This is a genomic window from Microbacterium lacusdiani, from assembly GCF_054779895.1.
This window is the reverse complement of the sequence record NZ_BAAGXJ010000001.1, coordinates 180,632-200,159: the sequence shown is the minus strand read 5'-3', so window position 1 is coordinate 200,159 and position 19,528 is coordinate 180,632. Positions and strand designations below refer to the sequence as shown.

Genomic DNA, 19,528 nt, shown 5'->3' with positions numbered 1-19,528 from the left:
GACGATCCTGCGACTCGATCCCGCGCTCCCGGCGCTCTGGCGCGACGAGCGCACGCTGCAGCTCGGCGCCCGCGCCGTCGTGACCCTGCCGGACCCGGCTCCGTGGCAGCAGCGCGTGCTGCACGCGATGGAGCGCGGCGTCGCACCGGGCACGCTGGCCCGTCTCACGGCGGCGCTCGACGTGCCGCCCGCCGAGCTGGACGCGTTCCTGGCTCTGGTGGGCGCGGCGCTCGCGCGTCCCGCGGCCGCCCGGCGCATCGCGCTCTGGGCCGCGGACGGCGTCGACCCCACCACCTGCAGCGACGTGGCCGAGGCGCTCGGCGCGGCGGGCCTCGCGGCCATCTGGGAGCCCGCCCCCGCCCCCGTCGAGGCCGACGCTGTCGTGCTGCTCGCCCAGCACCACGTGCCACCGCATCTTCCCGCGCACCTCATGGCCGGGGACGTCGCGCACCTGCCCGTCGTGTTCGACGGCGGCGGCGCGACCGTGGGCCCGCTCGTCGTGCCCGGGCGGACGGCGTGCCTCGCCTGCCTCGCGGCGCACGAGCGCGACCGCGATCCGGCCTGGCCCGTGATCGCGGCGCAGCTGGTGGGCCGTCGGCCGGTCGCCGTGCCGCGCCCCCGCGCGATGGAGGCGGGCTCCCTCGCCGCCCGGCTGCTGCGCGACGCGCACGTCGATGAGGCGCGGGCGGACGGCGTCAGCGCGACGACGTCCGTGCGCCAGGACGCCGAGGCGCGGCGGGGGTGGCGGTCCCATCGCCCTCATCCCGAGTGCCTCTGCCGGTCGGCGTCGCCCGCCGGGCGTCGCCCGCACGCAGGAACGGACCGATCTCGGCGAGGAAGCGCGACGGCGACCGCTCGCCCCGTCCCGATCCGCGAGACCACGAGATCGACAGGGTTCGCTCGGCCCGCGTGATGCCCACGTAGGCCAGGCGCCGCTCCTCGTCCACGCCCTCGAGCGACGACGCGTAGGAGATGGGCAGCAGCCCCTCGCTGAATCCCATGATGTGCACGTGCGGCCACTCGAGGCCCTTGGCGGCGTGCAGCGTCGACAGCGTCACGGTGCGCAGGGACGGCTCGTGCTGGTCCTTCGCGCGCGCCATCAGGTCGTCCGCGAACGAGCGCAGCGTCGTCCCCTGCGGGGCGTCCTCGGCCAGCCGCAGGATGGCCGCGCGCGCCTCCCAGGCGTCCCGCACCGCTCCCCCGGCGGCGGGCGGCTCGTCCTGGTGCCCGAGCCCGCGCAGCGCGGTGCGCACCTCGTCGACGAAGCCGTCGCCGTGCGGCGCGACGGCCGCGGCGCGGATCGCGAGCACGGCCTGGCGCACCTCGGGCATATCGAAGAACCGGGTGCCGCCCAGGACCGTGGTCGCGATGCCGCGCGCGGCGAGCGCCTGCTGGATGAGCGCGGACTGCGCGTGGGAGCGGTAGAGCACCGCGATCTCGTCGGCCGTCGCGTTCCGCAGCTGCCGCGAGACGGTGTCGGCGACGCCCTCGGCCTCGGACTGGTCGTCGGGGTACGCGGTCACCTCGGGCTTGGGCGACGACGACTCGCCGCGGGCGGGCACGAGCGTGAGCGCCCCGGGCCGTCCGCGCATCAGCGCGTTCGCCACATCCAGGACCGCGCCGTCCGACCGGTAGTTGCGCTCCAGCCGCACCACGGTGGCGTCCGGGTACCGTGTTCCGAACTCCAGCAGGAACCTCGAGTCCGCGCCCGTGAACGAGTAGATGGTCTGACTCGCGTCGCCGACCACGCAGAGGTCGCGCCGGTCCCCCAGCCACAGCTCGAGGAGCCGGTTCTGCAGCGGCGAGACGTCCTGGTACTCGTCGACCGTGAAGTGGCGGTACTGCTCGCGCACCGCGATCGCGACGCGGGGCTCGGCCTCGAGCATGCCGGCGCACGCGAGCAGCACGTCCTCGAAGTCGAGCTGCCGGCGCTCGTCCTTGAGCTTCTCGTACTGGCCCATGAGGTCCACCAGCTGCTCGTGCCGCAGGGACCCGACCGTGCGACCGAGCCGCGCGTACTGCTCGATCGAGCGCATCGTGACCTTGCGCCACTCGATCTGCGACGCGATGTCGCGCAGCGTCGCCCGGTCGGGCCGCAGCCGCAGCGCGTCCGCCGCGTGCGCGAGGAGCTTCACCTTGTTGTCGACGATGCGCGGCGCCTCGTCCCCGGCGATCTGCGGCCAGAAGAAGTTGAGCTGCGCGAGGGCCGCGGCATGGAAGGTCTTCGCCGACACGCCCTCGATGCCGAGCGCCCGGAGGCGCCCGCGCAGCTCCCCCGCCGCCTTGGTCGTGAACGTCACTGCCATCACGCGCTGGGGCGAGTACGCGCCCGTGTCGACGCCGTGCGCGATCCGGTGCGTGATCACGCGCGTCTTGCCCGCGCCGGCGCCCGCGAGCACGGCGACCGGCCCGCGCAGCATCGACGCCGCCTCCCGCTGGTGCTCGTCGAGGCCGTCCAGCGCGCTCATCGCTCGTCCCCCGGGGCGGTCTCGTCGTACCACGCGCGGATCAGGCGGTGCGCGATCGAGACGCCGCTCGGGAAGGCCGTGGACCCCCGGCCGGCCAGGCCCTCGCCGATCTCGTCGCGTGTGAACCAGCGCACCGCGAGGATCTCCGTGCCGTCCGGACGCGCCGCCTCGACGTCCTCGGCGACCGCCTCGAACCCGAGCATGAGCGAGCGGGGGTACGGCCAGGGCTGCGAGCCGCGGTAGCGCACGTCGCGGAGCCGCACACCCGCCTCCTCGAGCAGCTCGCGGTGGATCGCGGACTCAAGGGATTCGCCGGTCTCGACGAACCCGGCGAAGCACGAGTGCATCCGCCCGCCCCAGGCGGCGTTGGCTCCGAGCAGCAGGCGCGTGCGGCCCGGATCCGTCACCGCCACGATCACTGCGGGATCGGTGCGCGGGAAGTGCTCGCGGCCGCACGACTCGCATCGGCGCGACCACCCGGCCTGCTTGAGCACCGCGCGCCCGCCGCACGCGGGACAGAAGCGGTGGCCGACGAGCCAGCGTCCGAGGCTCACCGCCACGATGAACGTGTGGGTCTCCCCCGGGTCCAGGGTCGCGCCGATCTCGCGCAGCCCCGCCCAGCCGGCGGGGGCGTCGAACGGCTCCGGCTCGGCCGGATCGAACGCCGCGACGAGCACCGCCGCACCGTCGGCGTCGCGACCGAGGAAGCCCCATTCGGCGCCCGCCGGGACGTCGGCGGGCGCGACAGCGTGCAGGGCGGGGACGTCGCCGGCCGCGCGCGGAGCCGCGTCTCCGCGCACCGCGAGCACGCGCGTGGACGCGTCGCCGCGCAGGCGCTCCAGCAGACCGGGGAGCTCCCGCTCGGGTGCCGCGAGGTCGCTCGCGATCACGGCGGCGGATCGGCTCATCGACATCTCCTCGCGTCGCGCGCACGGGCTGTCCGACGGTGTCTCCGACGGGCGGACGTCCGCGGGCGCCTGGCCCTCGCGGGCGTGGCGCGGTGGGGCGCCGGGACGTTGCGACCTAACCTGGGAGGCATGGCACGCTCTCCTCTCACTCTAGCGGCGGCCGTCACGGCGGCCGTCCCGGACGTGGAGGTCGTCGGCGTCCGGCGCCTCACCGCGGGCGGCGGCGGGCGCTTCGACGCCGCGGTCGCCCGTCTCGCCGACGGCCGCGAGCTCGTGGCGCGCGTCGCCTCCGAGGAGAGCGTCGACCAGGAGATCGCCGCCGAGGTGGTCGCGCTGCGCGCCCTCACCCCCGGCGTGCGCGGCATGCTGCCGTTCCTGGCGCCCGAGTACGTCGGCGCGACCGCGCTGCCGGGCGGACGGGCGATCGTCACGACGTTCGTGCCCGGCTACCTGATCGACGCCGACGAGATCCCGCCCGGCGAGGGCGCCGCCACTTCCGTGGGCCGAGCACTGGCCGCGCTGCACGCCCTGCCGCCGTCCGTCGTCCGCTCGGCCGGGCTGCGTGAGCGCACGGCTGAGCAGTCCCGTGCCGAGGTGCGCCGGCTGATCGACGCGGCCGGCGCGAGCGGCCGGCTGCCGGTGCGGCTGACCGTGCGCTGGCGCGACGCGGTGGACGACGACCGCCTCTGGGCGTTCGAGCCGGCCGTCGTGCTCGGCGGCACGCAGGCCACGTCGTTCCTCTACACCGACGACGAGCGGGGAGCCCCGGCCGTCTCCGGCGTGCTCGACTGGCACGGGCTCTCGATCGACGACCCGGCCGTCGACCTGCGCTGGATCGCCTCGGCCCCGGATGCCGCGCGGGACATCTTCCGTGCCTACGGCGAGGCCGCGCACCGCGCGCCGGATGCCGGGGCGCGGGTCCGCGCGCGCCTGCACGCCGAGCTGGAGTTCGCTCGCTGGCTCGTGCACGGGCTCGAGGCGCACCGCGCGGATGTCGTCGCCGACGCCGCCCGGCTGCTCGAGTCGCTCGCGGAGGGCGTGCGCGACGACGTCCTGCTGGCCGAGATCGACGACGAGGGTCGCACGGACATCGACGACGCGCTCACCGTGCTCGCGAACGTGCCGGCCACGCCCGCGGCCCCGGCCGTCGACACGTCGATGCAGACCGACGCGTTCGACCCGGACGAGCTGTCGCTCGCCGCCGACGGCTCGTGGAGCGAGGACAAGCGGGCGCGGGCCGCGTCCGCGGCCAACGAGACGCAGCCGCTCGACCCGTCCGAGTTCGTGGGCGTCACGACGCCGGAGGGCGAGCGCCCGGCCGAGGCCGATCCGGTCTCGCCGGACGAGGATCAGCGCGACGCGGAGGAGGCGCGCCGCTCGGCGCGCGCCGCGTTCCAGCGCTGGACCAGCTCCTCCTCGGAGTAGAACCGGTCGCCGCGGATGACGAGGTCGTCCGCGACGTAGTACAGCGCGACGTCGATGCGGTCGAGCGGCACCCCGTGCCGGCGGTGATACGCGAGGCGGTAGAGCGCGAGCTGGAGCATGCGCTCCTCGCGCTCGGCCGCGGTGCGGGGCGCCTTGCCGGTCTTCCAGTCGACGATCTCGATCCGGCCGTCCCGCTCGTACACCGCGTCGAGCTTGCAGATCACGATGTGCGCGGGCGATCCGCCGGCCTCCGAGGCCGCACCGAGCGCGAAGTCGATCTCCGTCTCGACCTCGAGCGGCCTCAGCGGGGCCCACTCGCTGCGCAGGAACGTCTCGCGCAGGCGCGCGAGCGCGGCCTCGTCCTCGGCCGAGACCTCGGTCTCGGGCGTCGCGGCGTCCGACCAGATCTCCTCGTCGCTCTCCCACAGGGCGTCGTCGGTCGACGATCCAGCCCCCGCAATGCCCGAACGCTGCTCGACCCACTGGTGGAACAGGGTGCCGATGCGAGTCTGCGTGTACGGCCGCTCGGGCAGCGGACGGTCGATGGACGCCACGGTGCCGGCGAAGTCGGCGACGTAGTCCTTGAACCGCGACGCCGGGATGCGGGTCGGCGCGGCGGGCCGCCGGCCGCGGCTGCGCTCCTCGCGCTCGGCGAGCAGCCGGGCGGCCTGATCCGTGGGCTCGGCCGGGGCCGTGGCGCGCACGAGCTCGGCCGCCGCCATCACGCGGCCGCGCCGGTTCCCGAGGGGGTCGAGCGGCCACTGGCGCGTGAGCGCGGTGCCCTCGTACGGGTTGTCGTCCTTGTCGACCTCCCCGACCTCCTCCAGCCCCAGCTCCTCGATCAGCTCGACGAGGTACGGGCTGGGGCGCCGCGGCGACTTCTGGCCCGCCCAGTGCGCCCCGGTCAGCAGCAGGTCGCGGCGGGCCCGGGTCACCGCCACGTAGGCGAGCCGGCGCTCCTCCTCCTGCTGGTAGTCGCGGTAGGCGTCCTTGAAGCGCACCAGCGCGCCGCCGTGCGGGTAGGCCTTGGTGCGGCCCGCCGCGAGCGAGTCCAGCGCGGCCTTGTGCCGCTTGAGGGGATCCTCCCCCGCCTCGGCCATGGCTCCCGCGGGATCCCAGCCGAACCGCGGCAGCGCGGCCGCGTCGCCGCGGAGCGAGAACGGCGCCACGCCGAACCCGAACCAGCCCGACGTGTCGCTCACGCGGCTCGGGAGCTCGTCCTCGACCATCCGCACGACCGCGACCGCATCCCACTCGAGGCCCTTGGAGCCGTGGATCGTGAGGAGCTGGACCACCCCGGGCTCGGGAGGCTCGGTGCGCGGCATGAGCTCGTCGGTGGACTCGGCCTTGTCGAGCCAGGCCAGCAGGCTGCCGATCGTGCCGCGCTCGTCGGCGGCGAGGAACCCGCGCACCTCGTCGACGAACGCGCGCAGCTGCGTCGACGCGACGCGCGCCGATCCGCGCGTCTCGTTGGCCGCGAGCTCGATGTCCAGGCGCAGCTCTCCCTCGATCAGGCGGATCAGCTCCGGGATGGGCTGCCCCACCGCGCGGCGCAGCCGGTCGAGCATCTCTCCCGCGCTCCGAAGGCGCGCGCGTCCCTCCGGCGTGATCCCCTGGAGCAGGCGGTAGTCGTCGCGCGCCGTGCGGACGAAGTCCAGGGCGTCGACGATCGACACGGCCTCGTCGACCCCGGCCGAGGTGCGCAGCCGGTCCTTCAGCTCGTCCGGCAGCGGGGCGAGAGAGCCGTCGCGCACGGCGAGCGTGGCCGCCAGGTCGTACAGCGCGGCCATGTCGGCGACCCCGATCCGGAAGCGCGGGCCCACGAGCAGGCGGATGAGTGCCGAACCCGCGGTGGGGTCGTGCAGCACCCGCAGCACGGACACGACGTCGGTGACCTCCGGCGTGGAGAGCAGGCCGCCCAGGCCCAGGATGCGGTGCGGGATGCCGCGGTCGCCCAGCGCCTTCGCGAAGGTCTGCATGTGCTTCTTGGACCGGAACAGGATCGCGCCCGTGTGCGGCTTGTCGCTCGTGTGCTCCTCCCGGACCTGCGCGAACCAGTCGGCCACGGCCGCGGCCTCGTCGTCGACGGTGAGCTCGAACCTCGACGACACGCGTCCCTCGCCGGCGCCCGGGCGGGGCTCGAGCTCCGGCACGGTGAACGAGCCGCGGCCCTGCAGCGGGCGCAGCACGCGGTTCGCGGCCGCGAGGATCCGCGCGTCGTTGCGCCAGCTCGTCATCAGGCTGAAGTGCGCGGCGGGCACCTCGCGCGCGAACGCGGAGTCGAACGCGTACAGGTTGTCGGCGCTCGCGCCGCGCCAGCCGTAGATGGACTGGTGCGGGTCGCCGACCGCCATCACGGTGCCGTCCCGGAAGAGCTCGGCCAGGAAGCGCGTCTGGATCACCGAGGTGTCCTGGTACTCGTCGAGCAGCACGACCCGGTACTGCGCCCGCAGGTCCTCGCGCACCTGCGGCGCGGTCTCGACGATCTCGTAGGCGCCGTTCACCTGATCCGCGAAGTCGAGCACGCCGCGGCGCTGCTTCTCGGCGATGCAGTCGCGCACGAGCTGCACCAGGATCGGCATGGCGAGCAGGTTCGCAGCTGCCTTGTCGACCGCCTCCTTCTCGCGGTACGGCTCGAACGCCGCCGCCTGGTCGAGCGCGACGCGCTGCAGCTCGTCGAGGTCGATGCGGTGGTCGAGCACCTCGGCCGACAGCCGCTGCACGGCGTCCACGACGCCGTTCAGCGCGCGGTCGACCTCTTCGAGGCCGGGGATCTGCGCCCGCAGCACCACCTGCCGCGCGATCAGCCACGACGCGGACTGGCTGAGCATCGCGGCGTCGGGGTCGCGACCGATGCGGGCCGCGTGCTCGCGCACGATCGAGTCGGCGAACGCGTTGTAGGTCGCCACGCGCGGCCGGATCATGAGGTCGTCGACCGTGCGCGGCGCCGTCGGGTCCCATCCGGTGTCGAAGGATCGGGCCAGCGCGTCGAGCACCTCGCGCCGCACCACCTCGCGCTGGGCGGGCGTCCCGGCGGCCTCGATGCGCGCCAGGGCGCCGCTGCGCACGATGTCCCGCAGGTGCGGCAGCAGCCCGCGCCGCCCGAACTCGTCGATCAGCGCGAGGCGGGCGCCGATCCGCTCGGCGAGCTCGCCGGCCGCCTTGCGGGTGAAGGTCAGCCCGAGGATCTCGTCGCGCCGGACGTGCTCGTTCGCGACGAGCCACACCACGCGGCCCGCCATGGTCTCGGTCTTGCCGCTGCCGGCCCCCGCGACCACGAGCGCCGGGCTGGGCGGCGCCTCGATCACGCGCTGCTGGGCCTCGGTGGGCGTCGGCAGGCCCAGCGCGGCGGCGATGTCGGTCGCGGCGATGCCGTGTCCGCCGCGCCACTCCGGCGCCGCGCCGCCTGCGGCCGGCTCGGGAATCGGATCCAGGTCGGTGCGCAGGGTCATGCGCTCACCGCGTCGATCGTGTGGATGCGGCAGGGTTTCACGAACATCCCCTCGGTGCAGTGCGCGTCGACCTGGGCCGTGAAGCTGCTCGCGGACATCCCGCGCGCCGCCTCGGCCACGCGACGCAGGAACTGCGCGCGGGGCTCGTCGGCCAGCCGGTGCTGGTGCGCGACGCGGTAGTCGCTCTTGGCGAGCGTCTGCGAGACGATCACGAGGCGCGCACCGGCCAGCGAGCCCGCCGGCGCGCCCTCGACGAGCCCCTCCTGCACGGCGACCTGATACGCGGCCAGCTGCGCGTGCTCGACGACGTCGCCATCGCCGGGCTTCTCGTAGCGGCCGCTCTTCAGGTCCGCGACGACGACGTGTTCGCCGGCCGCCGGATCGCCGCACTCCATGGCGGTCCATCCTCGCGAGCGCCCGGGCGCATGCTCCCCCGCGCCCGTCGGGTACGTCTCCACGCGGTCGATCACACCGCTCACCACGGCGCGCTGCGGGCCGTGGATCTCGTCGCCCACGTACACGGCCGGGGGCGCGTCCTCGGCCGGGCGGGTGTCGACCGCGAAGCGGAACGGGGCCTCGGACGCCACATGCGCTCCCCCGTCGGCGCGCACGGCCGTCAGGTAGGCGTGCAGGCGATCGACGTAGAGCTCGGCCCTCGCGCGCTCCTTCGCGGCGATCCACGGGGTCTCGAAATCGAGCTCGGGCCAGCGCTCCGCGAGCACGGCGCGCAGACCCTCGAGGTCTCCGTCGGGGTGCCGCTCGAGCGCGGCGTGCAGGATGGTGCCGATGCCGGCGCTCGGCGGGGTGACCGTGCTGCCGCCGAGGCTGTCGATGACCCAGCCGAGACCGCACTCCTCGAACGCCTCGAGCCGCGACGGCGAGACGCGCGCGGGCCCGGCGTCGAGGTCGCGCAGGGGCGCGTCCGTCGACGGCTCGCGCACGCCGTACCACTCGCGGGGGTCGGCGCCGGGCACTCCCGCGGCGGCGAGCATGGCGAGCTGCCCGGCGGCCTCGGCCCGCGCCTGCTCGTCGCCCGACTCCGTCAGCGCGCGGCGATGCCGTGCGACCAGCCCGCGCAGCGTCAGCGGATGCTCCGCGCGGCCGTCGTCGGGCGGCGGGTCGGGCAGGAAGGAGAACAGCGCGCTCGGGCCCGTGTCGTCATCGTCCACCGCGGTCACGAGCAGGCGCGTGCGCGCGCGGGAGACCGCCCGCACGAACAGCCGCAGCTCGTCGTGCATGGCCGCGCGCCGCCGGTCCAGCACGCCCGCCGGCTCCGCCCCGGCGCGGCCGTCGCGATGCGCGGCGACGGCGTCGGCGAGACGCCACGACTCCAGCAGCCCGCCGCGCAGGCGCACGTTCGGCCAGACGCCCTCCTGCACCCCGGCGATCACGACGGCGTCGAACTCCACGCCGAGAGCGTTCGCGGGGGTCATCAGCGTGACGGCGCCCTCGCGCTCGGGGGCCGCCAGCATGTCCTCCGGGACATCGCTGTCGAGGATCTCGCGGATGAACGGCTGCGGGCCCTCCTCCGGGCTCCGCTCCACCGAGCGCTTCGCCGCCGCGAACAGCGCGACCAGCGCGTCGAGGGCGCGCCCGATCTCGGCCGCGAGCGGGCCCTGCCCCTGCGCCGCCTCGTGCCACGCCCGGTCCAGGCGGCGGCCGTCGCCGGTGCGCGCACGGTCCCACACCAGCCACAGCAGCTCGTGGATGGTCGCCCCGCGCGCTCCTTCCTCGTGGACCAGCCGCAGCGTCTCGGCCAGGCGCCGCCCGGTGCGGGCCTCCGGGGTGTCGATCAGGTCGAACGTCGCCGGGTGCCCCAGCGCCTCGTGCAGCAGCTCGCGCGCCGGGCGGTTGCCGCCGTCGGCGAGCTCGGCGTGGCGCATGTGGGCCCGCAGGCGGCGCAGACCGACGCCGTCCAGCCCGCCGAAGGGCGAGCGGAGGGCCTCGACCAGCCGCTCGGCGTCGCGCTCGGCGTGGGCCTGCAGGCCGAGCCGCACGATCTCCACGATGTCGTGCACGACCGCCTCGCTGCCGAGGGGCCGCTGGACGCCTGCCGCGCGCGTCGGAACCTCGCGCGCCGCGAGCTCGGCTTCGAGCATCGTGAGCTGCCGCGTGTCGTGCGCGATCACGGCCATGCCGGACCAGGGCACGCCTCCGAGCAGGTGCCAGTCCCGGAGGGTCCACGCGATCCGGTCGACCTCCTCGTACGGAGACGCGGCCAGGCACGTCGAGACGGCGCCGTGGTCCTCGGCCTCGGGACCCGGCGGGCGGCGGTGCGCGACCACGCCGCTCGCGCCGATGGCCTGCGTCACCGAGCGGGTCAGACGGGTGAGGGCGGGCGCGGCCCGGTGCGCGCCGTCGAGCACGAACCGCTCCCCCAGCGCCGTCGCGAGCTCCAGGAAGAGCTCCGGCGTCACGCCGCGGAACGCGCCGGATCCGACATCGGGGTCGCCGAACGCGAGCACCGCGACGCCCCGTGCGCGCAGCGCCCGCACGACGGCGACGCCGCCGCGGGTGAGCTCCTGGGCGTCGTCGATCAGCACGATGCGGAGCCGCTCGAGCCCGGCGATCACCGCGCCGGCGCGCAGGGAGGCCGCCGCCTCGGCGTAGAGCTCCGCGACCTCGCGATGGGGCGAGCGCATGCCGTCCAGCACGTTCCGGTAGTCCCTCGCGAAGCCGGCGACGGCCGTCCAGGCCGGCACCCCCATCCCCTCCAGCTCGTCGGGCCCCACGCCGAGCTCGGCGAGCTCGCTGAGGAACGCACGCAGCTCCGAGCGGAAGCCCTTCGAGGCGCGCACCGGCGCGGCGAGGTCGGCCGGCCAGCGGACGACCCCGTCCCGCTCGTCCTCCTCGTCGCCCGCCAGGATGTCGGCCACGATCCGGTCCTGATCGGCGCCCGTGAGCAGCTTCGGCGGTTCCTCGCCGCGGCGCACCGCCTCGGCGCGGACGACCTGGAACGCGAACGAACCGATCGAGCGGGCGAGCGGACCGGGGGTCGCGACGGCGACGCGCACCCCGAGCTCGTCGCGCAGCCGCGTCGCCGATGCGCGCGTCGGCGTGAGCACGACCACCTCGTCGGACGCCGCCCCGCGAGCGAGCAGACGCGCGACGCGCTCGACCAGGACCGCGGTCTTGCCGGTGCCGGGCGCGCCGATCACCGTGCCCGACGCGTCGCCCGACAGCTCGAGGACGGCGCGCTGCCCGGCGTCCCACTCGCGAGAGGTCATGCCGTCCACGCTAGAGGCGGCCCCGGACATCGGCGCGATCGCGCCCGGCGAGTGCGAGCACGGCCGCGGCCGCACGCGCGAGCTCGACGCCGTAGGCACGTCCGTGGCCCGCTGCGTGCACCGCGAGGGGATGCAGCTGATGCAACGGGATGCGCGTCCCGCAGCGGATGCGCCGCGTCGTATCCGGCCAGGATCTCGCTCAGGTGCGGCGCTCCGAACAGCGCCAGCATGGCCAGATCGGTCTCCCGGTGCCCGCCGTGCGCGGCCGGGTCGATCATCACGACGCCCTCCGGCGAGAAGAGCACGTTGCCCGCCCACAGGTCGCCGTGGATCCGGGCGGGCGGCTCGCCGTCGTCGAACGCGCCGGCGGCGACGGCGTCGCACGCCCGGCGCACGAGGTCCGCCTCGTCGCCCGTCACGGTGCCCGCCGCAGCCGCGATGTCGAGGAACGGCAGCACCCGGTCGCGGGCGTAGAACGCGCCCCAGCTGGCCTCGTGCGCGTACGCCTGCGGCCGCCGCCCGATGAACCCGGGCCCGTCCCAGCCGTCGGGCGGCGCCCCGAACGCGGCCGCGCCCGCGTCGTGCGTGCGGGCCAGGGCCGCGCCGAACGCGCGCGCCGCCGCCGGCGTCGGCCGCGCCTCGGCGACGCGCTCGAGCACGATCCGCCCCGGCCCGACCCGGATCACGTCCACGACCCGCGCTCCCCCGTCGGCGCCGCCGAGCCAGCGCAGTCCGGCCGCCTCCGACTCGAAGAAGCCCTCGGGGGCGTGCGGGTCCTCCTTCACGATCGTCGCGCGCATGTCACCAGTCTCGGTCGATTTCGCCCTCAGCGTTCAGCGCCCTGCCGCGTCCGTGCCCTGCCATAGAGTTGACGCACGGCCGACCCGACACGGAGCGGCCGGTCAGGCGCGACGAAAGGCAGTCACCCGTGGACATCCGCATCGGCATCACCAACACCGGCCGCGAGCTGAGCTTCGAGTCGTCGGAGAGCGCCGACAGCATCAAGGCCACGGTGGCCGAGGCGATCACGTCCGGCGCCCCGCTGACGCTCACCGATGTCAAGGGCAACTCCTACATCGTGCCGACCGCGAACCTGGCGTTCGTCGAGGTCGGCAGCGAGGAGACCCGCCGCGTCGGCTTCGTGGCCTGACGCCGGTGTACATCCTCCTGGCCCTGATCGCCGCCGTGGCGATCGGCGTCGGCGTGCACTTCGCCCTGCCGCACCGTGAGCGCCGCGGCGTGGCGCTCGCCCCGTCGATCGCGGGCGCGGCGGCCGCCGTCGCCTACGGCGTGTGCACGTGGACCGGGCTGGGCGAGGCGAACATCTGGACCTGGGTGATCTCGCTGGCCGCCGCCGCGGTCGTCGGCGTCGCCGGCACGGCGGCCATCACCCGCTCGCGCGCCGCGCGCGACGAGGCCGCCGCCCGCCGCCTGGGCCTGGCCTGACATGACCGGGGCGGGCGGGTACGCCCGCCCGCCGATCGCGCCCGCCGTGTTCGTCGACGACCTCGGCCGTCCCTACGGGGAGCGCTGGGGCATGGATGGGACGCCCGAGGACAGCTGCTCGGTCGTCAGCCACCCCGAGCGGTTCGCGCCGCTGCACGAGGTCGCCGATGCGCTGGTCGACTGGCTGAGCGCGACGTTCGACGTCCAGGTCGAGGAGGGCGCGGAGCTCGCGTCCGACCTGCTGCATCCGCGGCCCTCCGTCCTGCGCGCCGTTCGGCTGACCCCGGCGCATCCGGATGCCGCCTCGCTCACGTTCGTGTGGACGGACTTCCCGGGGATGATCGTGCACGCGGGCCTGCTGCACGACTTCCCGTATCCGGCCTGCGGCTGCGACGCGTGCGACGAGACCTGGCAGACCTGCGCGGACGAGCTCGAATGGCTGGTCGCGGCGGTCACGGCGGGCGGGTACGCCGAGACGCTCACGGGCGGCGCGCACGCCGAGCTGTGGCACCGCCTCGCGACGACGGATCGCCGCGGGTCCGGCGGAGGGCCCGCGGGGCTCGACGGGCGCGTGCTCGACGCGGCACGCCCCACCCTCGACCGCCTGCCCGGCGGCTGGGCCGCCTGGCCTCGGCGAGCCGGCACCGAGGACGGCGCCCGCTAGGTGTACTGACCGGAGACGTTGGTCAATCGTGAGAAGGGCGGCTGGTTCCCGCAGGCCGTGTGGGGCCGGTGATGGTTGTAGTAGTGCAGCCATCCGTCGAGTTCGCCGCGGCGCTCCGTCTCGGAGGTGTAGCAGCGGGCGTATGCCCAGCCGTCGGCCAGGGTGCGGTGGAAGCGCTCGATCTTGCCGTTGGTCTGAGGGCGATACGGCCTGGTCCGTTTGTGCCTGATACCGAGCTCGGCGCAGGTGTCGCGCCACAGGTGTGAGCGATATGCCCCGCCGTTGTCCGACAGAACCCGCTCGACGGTCACCCCGCGGGCGTTGAACCACTCGACGGCCCTCACCAGGACCGCGGTGGCGGTGTGGGCTGTTTCGTCGTCGTGGATCTCGGCGTAGGCGACGCGGGAGTGGTCGTCGATGACGGTGTGGACGTAGGCCTTGCCCATCAACGGGTCGGAGTACTTGCTCCTGAGCTTGCCTGGTGTAGCTGCCCGGTTCTTCTCGCCCTGTCGGCGTCCGACGTAGCGCCAGCCTCCGCCGTCGGGGATGTTGCCGAGCTTCTTCACGTCGACGTGGAGCATCGCGCCGGGATGGTCGTGCTCGTAACGGCGCACCGGTTCCCCCGTGGCGCGGTCCACATGCGACAGCCGGTTCAGGTGGGCGTCGGTCAGGATCCGGTGGACCGTCGACGGCGCGATCCCCAGCCGACACGCCAACTGCACGGGTCCTTCTCGGAGTCGTAGCCGCAGCTGGATACAGCGGCGAGTGACCGTCGGGCTGATCTTGTTCGGTGAGTGGTGCGGTCGGGAAGACCGGTCCTGCATGGACTCGCCCGCTCGGTAGCGGCCGGTCCAGCGTTTGACGGTGGGCCAAGAGACCTGGAAGCGGGCGGCAACCTCGCTGATCGGCCATCCGTCGTCGACGACGAGTTGGGCGACCTTCAAGCGGTGACGCGGTGTGAGGGCGGCATTGGCGTGGGGCATGGTGGTCTTCCTGGTGACGAGCGGGTGGAGACGGTGATGGGGGCTGCACCCTGTGGTGCAGCCCCCATCGATTCGGTATGTCAGTTGCCGTCCGTGTCCTCGCGGTTCGGCGCTGAAGAGGCAGCCGTCTCGGTGGGCGTTCCCTGCTCGCTCTGGGGCTGGTCGTCATCGTCGGGCACGATCTGGGCTCCGCAGCAACTGCTGTCCTGCTTGCGTGCGGTGAAGAGGTCCTTGAGTCCCATGGTTGTTTGTTCTCCTCGTGTGGTTGGGAATGTGGTGGTGGGGTCAGGCGATCAGTGGGATGAGGTAGCCAGCGGCGATGGCCGTGCCGATGACAGTGACCACGAAAGTGACGACCAGTCGGGGCTTGAACAAGGCGGTGAGCATCGAGATCTCGGGGATCGAGGCTCCGGCGCCGCCGATCATCAGCGCGAACACTGCCCCTAGCCCCATACCGGCCGAGCTGAGGGCCAAGCCGATGGGCAACATCGTCTCGATCCGCACGTAAAGCGGAACGCCAAGCACGGCGGCCAACGGCACGGCCCATGGCTTGTCGTCGCCAGCGACCGCGGCGAGTTGGTCCTGAGGCACGAAACCGTAGATAAATGCACCGACCGAGACACCCAGCACCATCGGGACGAGCAGCGGTCTCAGATCGGCCCAGGCCTCGCCGAGTGCGGGCCGGATCTCGTTGCGCAGTCCCGCCCAGGGGCGGGGGGTGCTGTCGTCGCCGACGACCTTGACTCGCTTGAGCTGGCTGGCCATACCGAGTCGTTCCCATACGAGGGGGGCGAGCAGGGACCATGCGGCGGTGACCACCGTGTAGACCAACGCGATACGCCAGCCGAACAGCAGCACCACCCCGGCCACGATGATGGGATCCAGCAGCGGTGACGAGATCAGGAAGGTCATCGACGTCCGGAACGCCACCCCCGACTTCAACATCCCAGCCAGCACCGGCAGCGTCGAACAGGAACAGAACGGCGTGATCGCCCCCAGCAGTAGCCCTTTGACCGGGCCGGGAAGGCGCCCATCGGCCATCCAGCTCTGGATCCGATCCGGCCCGAACCGCCGGTTCACCAGCGCAACGAGAACCGAGATCAGCGAGAACAGGACGAGCAACTCGACCAGGATCAACCCGAAGGTCTGTACCGCATGAATCACCGCGCAGCACCCTCAGTCGATGCCTGACCCTCCCCTGCTGGGGCAGTGCAGCACGCCTTCTGTCCCTCTGGAGTGAGAGTCGCCAAGTGAGCGAGCCACTGCACCGGCGCCGCCAACTGCTCACAACACAGCTCGTAGATGTTGGACCGGCCCTCGGCCCGCACACTGATCAGCCGCGCTTCCCGCAAGGCTGCCACATGGTGACTCACCAGCGCCTGGCTCAACCCGGTGGCCTCCTGCAACTGCTTGTTCGAGCACGCCCCCGCCGCAAGCGTCAGCACGATCATCAGTCTGTTCTCGTCTGACAAAGGCTTCAACAACGGAGCAAGCATCCGCGCGTGATCCCGCGCCGACAGGTCCGTGCGCGGCATGGCAACATCCAGTGAAACTGTCATACCCACACTATAGACAAGCGCTTCTTTGTGTGACAAGTGGGCACTTGTCTAACGATCAACGTCCCTGGTCAGTACAGCTAGGCCGCCAGACCGAGGGCGTCCATGCGCCGTGCGTGCGCGGCCATGAGCGCCGTGAAGACCGGCTCGACCTTCTTCTCGTCGGCCTCACCGAGGCTCTGCGGGCGCAGTGCGGCGCGCGCGACCAGCAGCGTGTCACCCACGAGGCGACGGGCCCACATCGACAGCAGGGAGCGCATCTCGTCGTCGGCCTCGATCGTCGCCCGGATGAGGTCGACGATCAGCTCGCGGTCGCTGTCGACGTTCAGGATGCGCGCCACCCGGCGCCCCGTGTCGCCGTAGCTGGCGGCCAGCGTCCGGTAGAAGTCGTCGAGCATGCCCGCCGTGATGTGGACCGACAGCATGGTCTCGCGCGGGCGCGCCCCGATGGTCGCGCGCCGGAAGCCGTCGAGCTGCTCGCGGAACGGCGCCATGATCTCGGTCGGCTCGTCGCCGCGGTCCCGGATGACGTCGACGATCGCGCGGTGCTTGACCAGCGCGGCGCCGGCCGCGAGCGACAGCGCCTCCTTCTCCTGGAGATCGGGGGTCGCGCGGATCAGCCGCGTCAGCGTCTCGAAGTAGCCGAGCTGGAGGTATGCGGCCTGCCCCAGGAACGTGTCGACATCCGGCGCGAGCTCCTCGAAGTCGACGCGGGTGGCGTCGCCCATCTCGCCCCGCGGACGCAGCCGCAGGATGCGCGCGGGCGGGCGCCGCTCCCAGAACCTCCAGTTGACCACGGAGCCAGCCTACGGCGTCGAGGCTCCCGGACCCGAGCGATCCGCGCCCACGCGAGCGCGTCGCGCGCTCCGGGGCCGCCGCGCACCCCTCGGGTAGGCTGGTGCGGTCCCCGGCGACGGATCGGGGCCGCCGCGCCTGGAGCAGATCGAGGGCGTGGATCGCACTTCACCCAGGCAGCGCTGGCTGCCGGACAGGCTCGAGCACATCGTGACCACTTTCACCGACCTCGGCGTCGATCAGGACATCGTCGACGCCCTCGCCTCCAAGGGGATCGTCGACGCGTTCCCGATCCAGGAGCAGACCATCCCCCTGGCGATGCCCGGCCAGGACGTCATCGGCCAGGCCAAGACCGGCACCGGCAAGACCTTCGGCTTCGGCATCCCCGTGGTGCAGCGCCTCGGGCCGAACCCGGAACCCGGCGTCAAGGCGCTCATCGTCGTGCCGACCCGCGAGCTCGCGGTGCAGGTGTACGAGGACCTCGACCTGCTCACGTCGAACCGCTCCACCAGCGTCGTCGCCATCTACGGCGGCAAGGCCTACGAGGGCCAGATCGACCAGCTGAAGGCCGGCGCGCAGATCGTCGTCGGCACCCCCGGCCGCCTGATCGACCTCGCGGGCCAGCGCCTGCTCGACCTGTCCAACGCGACCGAGGTCGTGCTGGACGAGGCCGACAAGATGCTCGACCTCGGCTTCCTGGCCGACATCGAGAAGATCTTCCAGAAGGTCGCCCAGGTGCGCCACACGCAGCTGTTCAGCGCCACCATGCCGGGTCCGATCGTCGCGCTCGCGCGCCGGTTCATGTCGAACCCGATCCACATCCGCGCCACGGACCCGGACGAGGGCCTCACGCAGGCGAACATCAAGCACATCGTCTACCGGGCGCACTCGCTCGACAAGGACGAGGTCATCGCCCGCATCCTGCAGGCCGAGGGCCGCGGCAAGACCGTGATCTTCACGCGCACGAAGCGCGCCGCGCAGCGCCTGGTCGACGAGCTGACCGACCGCGGGTTCAACGTGGGCGGCGTCCACGGCGACATGGGTCAGGAGCAGCGCGAGCGCTCCATGGCCGCGTTCAAGGCCGGCAAGAAGGACGTGCTCGTCGCGACGGACGTCGCCGCGCGCGGCATCGACGTGGACGACGTCACGCACGTGATCAACCACACCATCCCGGACGACGACAAGACGTACCTGCACCGCGCCGGCCGCACGGGTCGAGCGGGCCGCACGGGCATCGCGGTCACGTTCGTGGACTGGGACGACCTGCACAAGTGGGCGCTCATCAACCGCGCGCTCGAGTTCGGCCAGCCCGAGCCCACCGAGACGTACTCGTCGAGCCCGCACCTGTACACCGACCTGGACATCCCGGCCGGCACGAAGGGACGCCTGACGACGGCCCCGAAGGCCGAGCGTCCGCAGCGCAACGAGCGCCGCCGAGAGGGCGAGGGCCGGGAGCGCACGCGTCGCCGCCGCCCCGAGGAGCAGGCCGCCGAGGCGCCCGCGGAGAAGCCCGAGGGCTCCGGCACCCACGACGGCGCCGGCAAGGAGCACCACGACGGCAAGCCCGCCGCGGCGCGCCGCCGACGTCGCCGTCGCCGCACCTCGGGCCAGACCGCCCAGGGCGCCTGATCTCCGAGAAGGACTAGGGATACACCGGCGCGATGCCGGTGGCTCGGTCGATGATGCGGGCGACCATCTCGTCCCTCGTGGTGTTCTCGCCCGGCAGGTTGGGCTTGCCGCGGCCGTGGTAGTCGCTGGAGCCGGTCACGATGAGGTCGCGGTCGGCCGCGATGCGGCGCAGGATGCGCTTGCCCGCCTCGGTGTTCTCGCGGTGATCGATCTCGAAGCCGGCCAGGCCGGCGTCGATCAGGTCGTGGATCACCGGCTCGGGCAGCATCCGGGCGCGACCCGAGGGCGTCGGATGCGCGATGATGACGACTCCCCCGGCCCGCGTGACGAGCTCGACGACGCGGTGCGGCGCGGGCGCGTAGTGGGGCTCGTAGTAGCCCTCGCGCGGGTGCAGGATGCCGTCGAACGCCTCGCCGCGGTCCCGCACCAGACCGCGTGCGACGAGCGCGTCGGCGATGTGCGGACGCCCCACGGTCGCGTCCTCGGTCGTCTGCGCGAGCACGTCGTCCCACGTCAGGTCGTAGTCGCGCGAGATGTTGCGCACGATCCGCTCGGCCCGGCCGATCCGGTCGCCGCGGATCCGATCCGTCTCGGCCCGCAGCGCAGCGTCGTCCGGATCGAACAGGTACGAGAGCATGTGGACGCTGCGCCACTCGTGCTTGGCCGAGAACTCCATGCCGGGCAGCAGCGTCATGCCGAGCGACACGGCCGCCTCGGCCGCCTCCGCCCATCCGGCGGTCGTGTCGTGGTCGGTGAGCGCGACGGTGCGGAGCCCGTGCCGGTGCGCCGACGCCATCACGTCGGCCGGCGGCTCGGTGCCGTCCGACCGCGCGGAGTGCAGGTGCAGGTCGCTCGGGCCGCTGAATCGCTGCGCCGGGATGCCGGTGCCGCCCAGTTCTCCCACGAGCCGATCGTAGCCGCTCGCAGGCGCCCCGGAGCGCGGCGCGTCCGGCCGCTCGGAGCCCTCCCGACATG

General features: G+C 73.5%; 15 protein-coding genes and 1 pseudogene. 5 read left to right on the top strand and 11 right to left on the bottom strand.

What is annotated here, in order from left to right:
• Positions 1-695: 695 nt before the first annotated feature.
• A complete protein-coding gene (locus ACYVGN_RS00985; protein WP_460788183.1) occupies positions 696-2,468 on the bottom strand; it encodes an ATP-dependent helicase in 1,773 nt (590 codons plus the stop codon).
• A complete protein-coding gene (gene nudC, locus ACYVGN_RS00980) occupies positions 2,465-3,376 on the bottom strand; it encodes an NAD(+) diphosphatase (RefSeq protein ID WP_230667513.1) in 912 nt (303 codons plus the stop codon). The genes ACYVGN_RS00985 and nudC overlap by 4 nt, the downstream gene beginning before the upstream one ends.
• 129 nt (positions 3,377-3,505) lie before the next feature.
• On the opposite strand from nudC, the gene ACYVGN_RS00975 reads away from it, so the two are divergent.
• The gene (locus ACYVGN_RS00975) at positions 3,506-4,801 is read left to right on the top strand and encodes a phosphotransferase (RefSeq protein ID WP_460788181.1); all 1,296 of its coding nucleotides are present in this window, start codon (positions 3,506-3,508) and stop codon (positions 4,799-4,801) included.
• Here the strand turns inward: ACYVGN_RS00975 and ACYVGN_RS00970 are convergent.
• The 3 genes and pseudogenes from ACYVGN_RS00970 to ACYVGN_RS00960 form a co-directional block, all read right to left on the bottom strand.
• Positions 4,726-8,253: an ATP-dependent helicase gene (locus tag ACYVGN_RS00970; RefSeq protein ID WP_460788179.1), complete on the bottom strand. Its 3,528-nt coding sequence runs from the start codon at positions 8,251-8,253 to the stop codon at positions 4,726-4,728. The genes ACYVGN_RS00975 and ACYVGN_RS00970 overlap by 76 nt on opposite strands.
• A complete protein-coding gene (locus ACYVGN_RS00965; protein WP_460788178.1) occupies positions 8,250-11,480 on the bottom strand; it encodes an ATP-dependent helicase in 3,231 nt (1,076 codons plus the stop codon). The genes ACYVGN_RS00970 and ACYVGN_RS00965 overlap by 4 nt, the downstream gene beginning before the upstream one ends.
• Positions 11,481-11,490: 10 nt before the next feature.
• Positions 11,491-12,280, bottom strand: a pseudogene (locus tag ACYVGN_RS00960) (fructosamine kinase family protein).
• Between the two features lie 128 nt (positions 12,281-12,408).
• Between ACYVGN_RS00960 and ACYVGN_RS00955 the strand changes: the two are divergent.
• The 3 genes from ACYVGN_RS00955 to ACYVGN_RS00945 are packed head-to-tail and all read left to right on the top strand — an operon-like array spanning position 12,409 to position 13,590.
• The gene (locus tag ACYVGN_RS00955) at positions 12,409-12,630 is read left to right on the top strand and encodes a DUF3107 domain-containing protein (protein WP_055989668.1); all 222 of its coding nucleotides are present in this window, start codon (positions 12,409-12,411) and stop codon (positions 12,628-12,630) included.
• A 5-nt stretch (positions 12,631-12,635) separates the two neighbouring features.
• A complete protein-coding gene (locus ACYVGN_RS00950) occupies positions 12,636-12,926 on the top strand; it encodes a hypothetical protein (RefSeq protein WP_055989671.1) in 291 nt (96 codons plus the stop codon).
• Position 12,927: 1 nt separating this feature from the next.
• A complete protein-coding gene (locus ACYVGN_RS00945; RefSeq protein WP_055989673.1) occupies positions 12,928-13,590 on the top strand; it encodes a DUF6226 family protein in 663 nt (220 codons plus the stop codon).
• Here ACYVGN_RS00945 and ACYVGN_RS00940 read toward each other — a convergent pair.
• The 5 genes from ACYVGN_RS00940 to ACYVGN_RS00920 form a co-directional block, all read right to left on the bottom strand.
• Positions 13,587-14,573, bottom strand: coding sequence for an IS481 family transposase (locus ACYVGN_RS00940; RefSeq protein WP_366372575.1), 987 nt, complete (start codon positions 14,571-14,573; stop codon positions 13,587-13,589). The two genes, ACYVGN_RS00945 and ACYVGN_RS00940, sit on opposite strands and share 4 nt — an antisense overlap.
• Positions 14,574-14,653: 80 nt before the next feature.
• On the bottom strand, positions 14,654-14,815 hold the full coding sequence (locus tag ACYVGN_RS00935; RefSeq protein WP_164877222.1) for a hypothetical protein: 162 nt from the start codon (positions 14,813-14,815) through the stop codon (positions 14,654-14,656).
• A 43-nt stretch (positions 14,816-14,858) separates the two neighbouring features.
• Positions 14,859-15,737, bottom strand: coding sequence for a permease (locus ACYVGN_RS00930; RefSeq protein WP_308210419.1), 879 nt, complete (start codon positions 15,735-15,737; stop codon positions 14,859-14,861).
• Positions 15,734-16,132, bottom strand: coding sequence for an ArsR/SmtB family transcription factor (locus ACYVGN_RS00925; protein WP_128190659.1), 399 nt, complete (start codon positions 16,130-16,132; stop codon positions 15,734-15,736). Before ACYVGN_RS00925 ends, ACYVGN_RS00930 begins: the two co-directional genes overlap by 4 nt.
• A gap of 77 nt (positions 16,133-16,209) precedes the next feature.
• Complete coding sequence (locus tag ACYVGN_RS00920; protein WP_055989676.1) at positions 16,210-16,926, bottom strand: ferritin-like fold-containing protein; 717 nt, start codon at positions 16,924-16,926, stop codon at positions 16,210-16,212.
• Positions 16,927-17,134: 208 nt separating this feature from the next.
• Between ACYVGN_RS00920 and ACYVGN_RS00915 the strand changes: the two genes are divergently transcribed.
• Positions 17,135-18,553 (top strand): DEAD/DEAH box helicase, encoded by a 1,419-nt coding sequence (locus tag ACYVGN_RS00915; RefSeq protein WP_460788174.1) that lies wholly within the window; start codon positions 17,135-17,137, stop codon positions 18,551-18,553.
• A gap of 13 nt (positions 18,554-18,566) precedes the next feature.
• Here ACYVGN_RS00915 and ACYVGN_RS00910 read toward each other — a convergent pair whose 3' ends face one another.
• A complete protein-coding gene (locus ACYVGN_RS00910; RefSeq protein ID WP_460788172.1) occupies positions 18,567-19,457 on the bottom strand; it encodes a PHP domain-containing protein in 891 nt (296 codons plus the stop codon).
• Positions 19,458-19,528 lie beyond the last annotated feature (71 nt).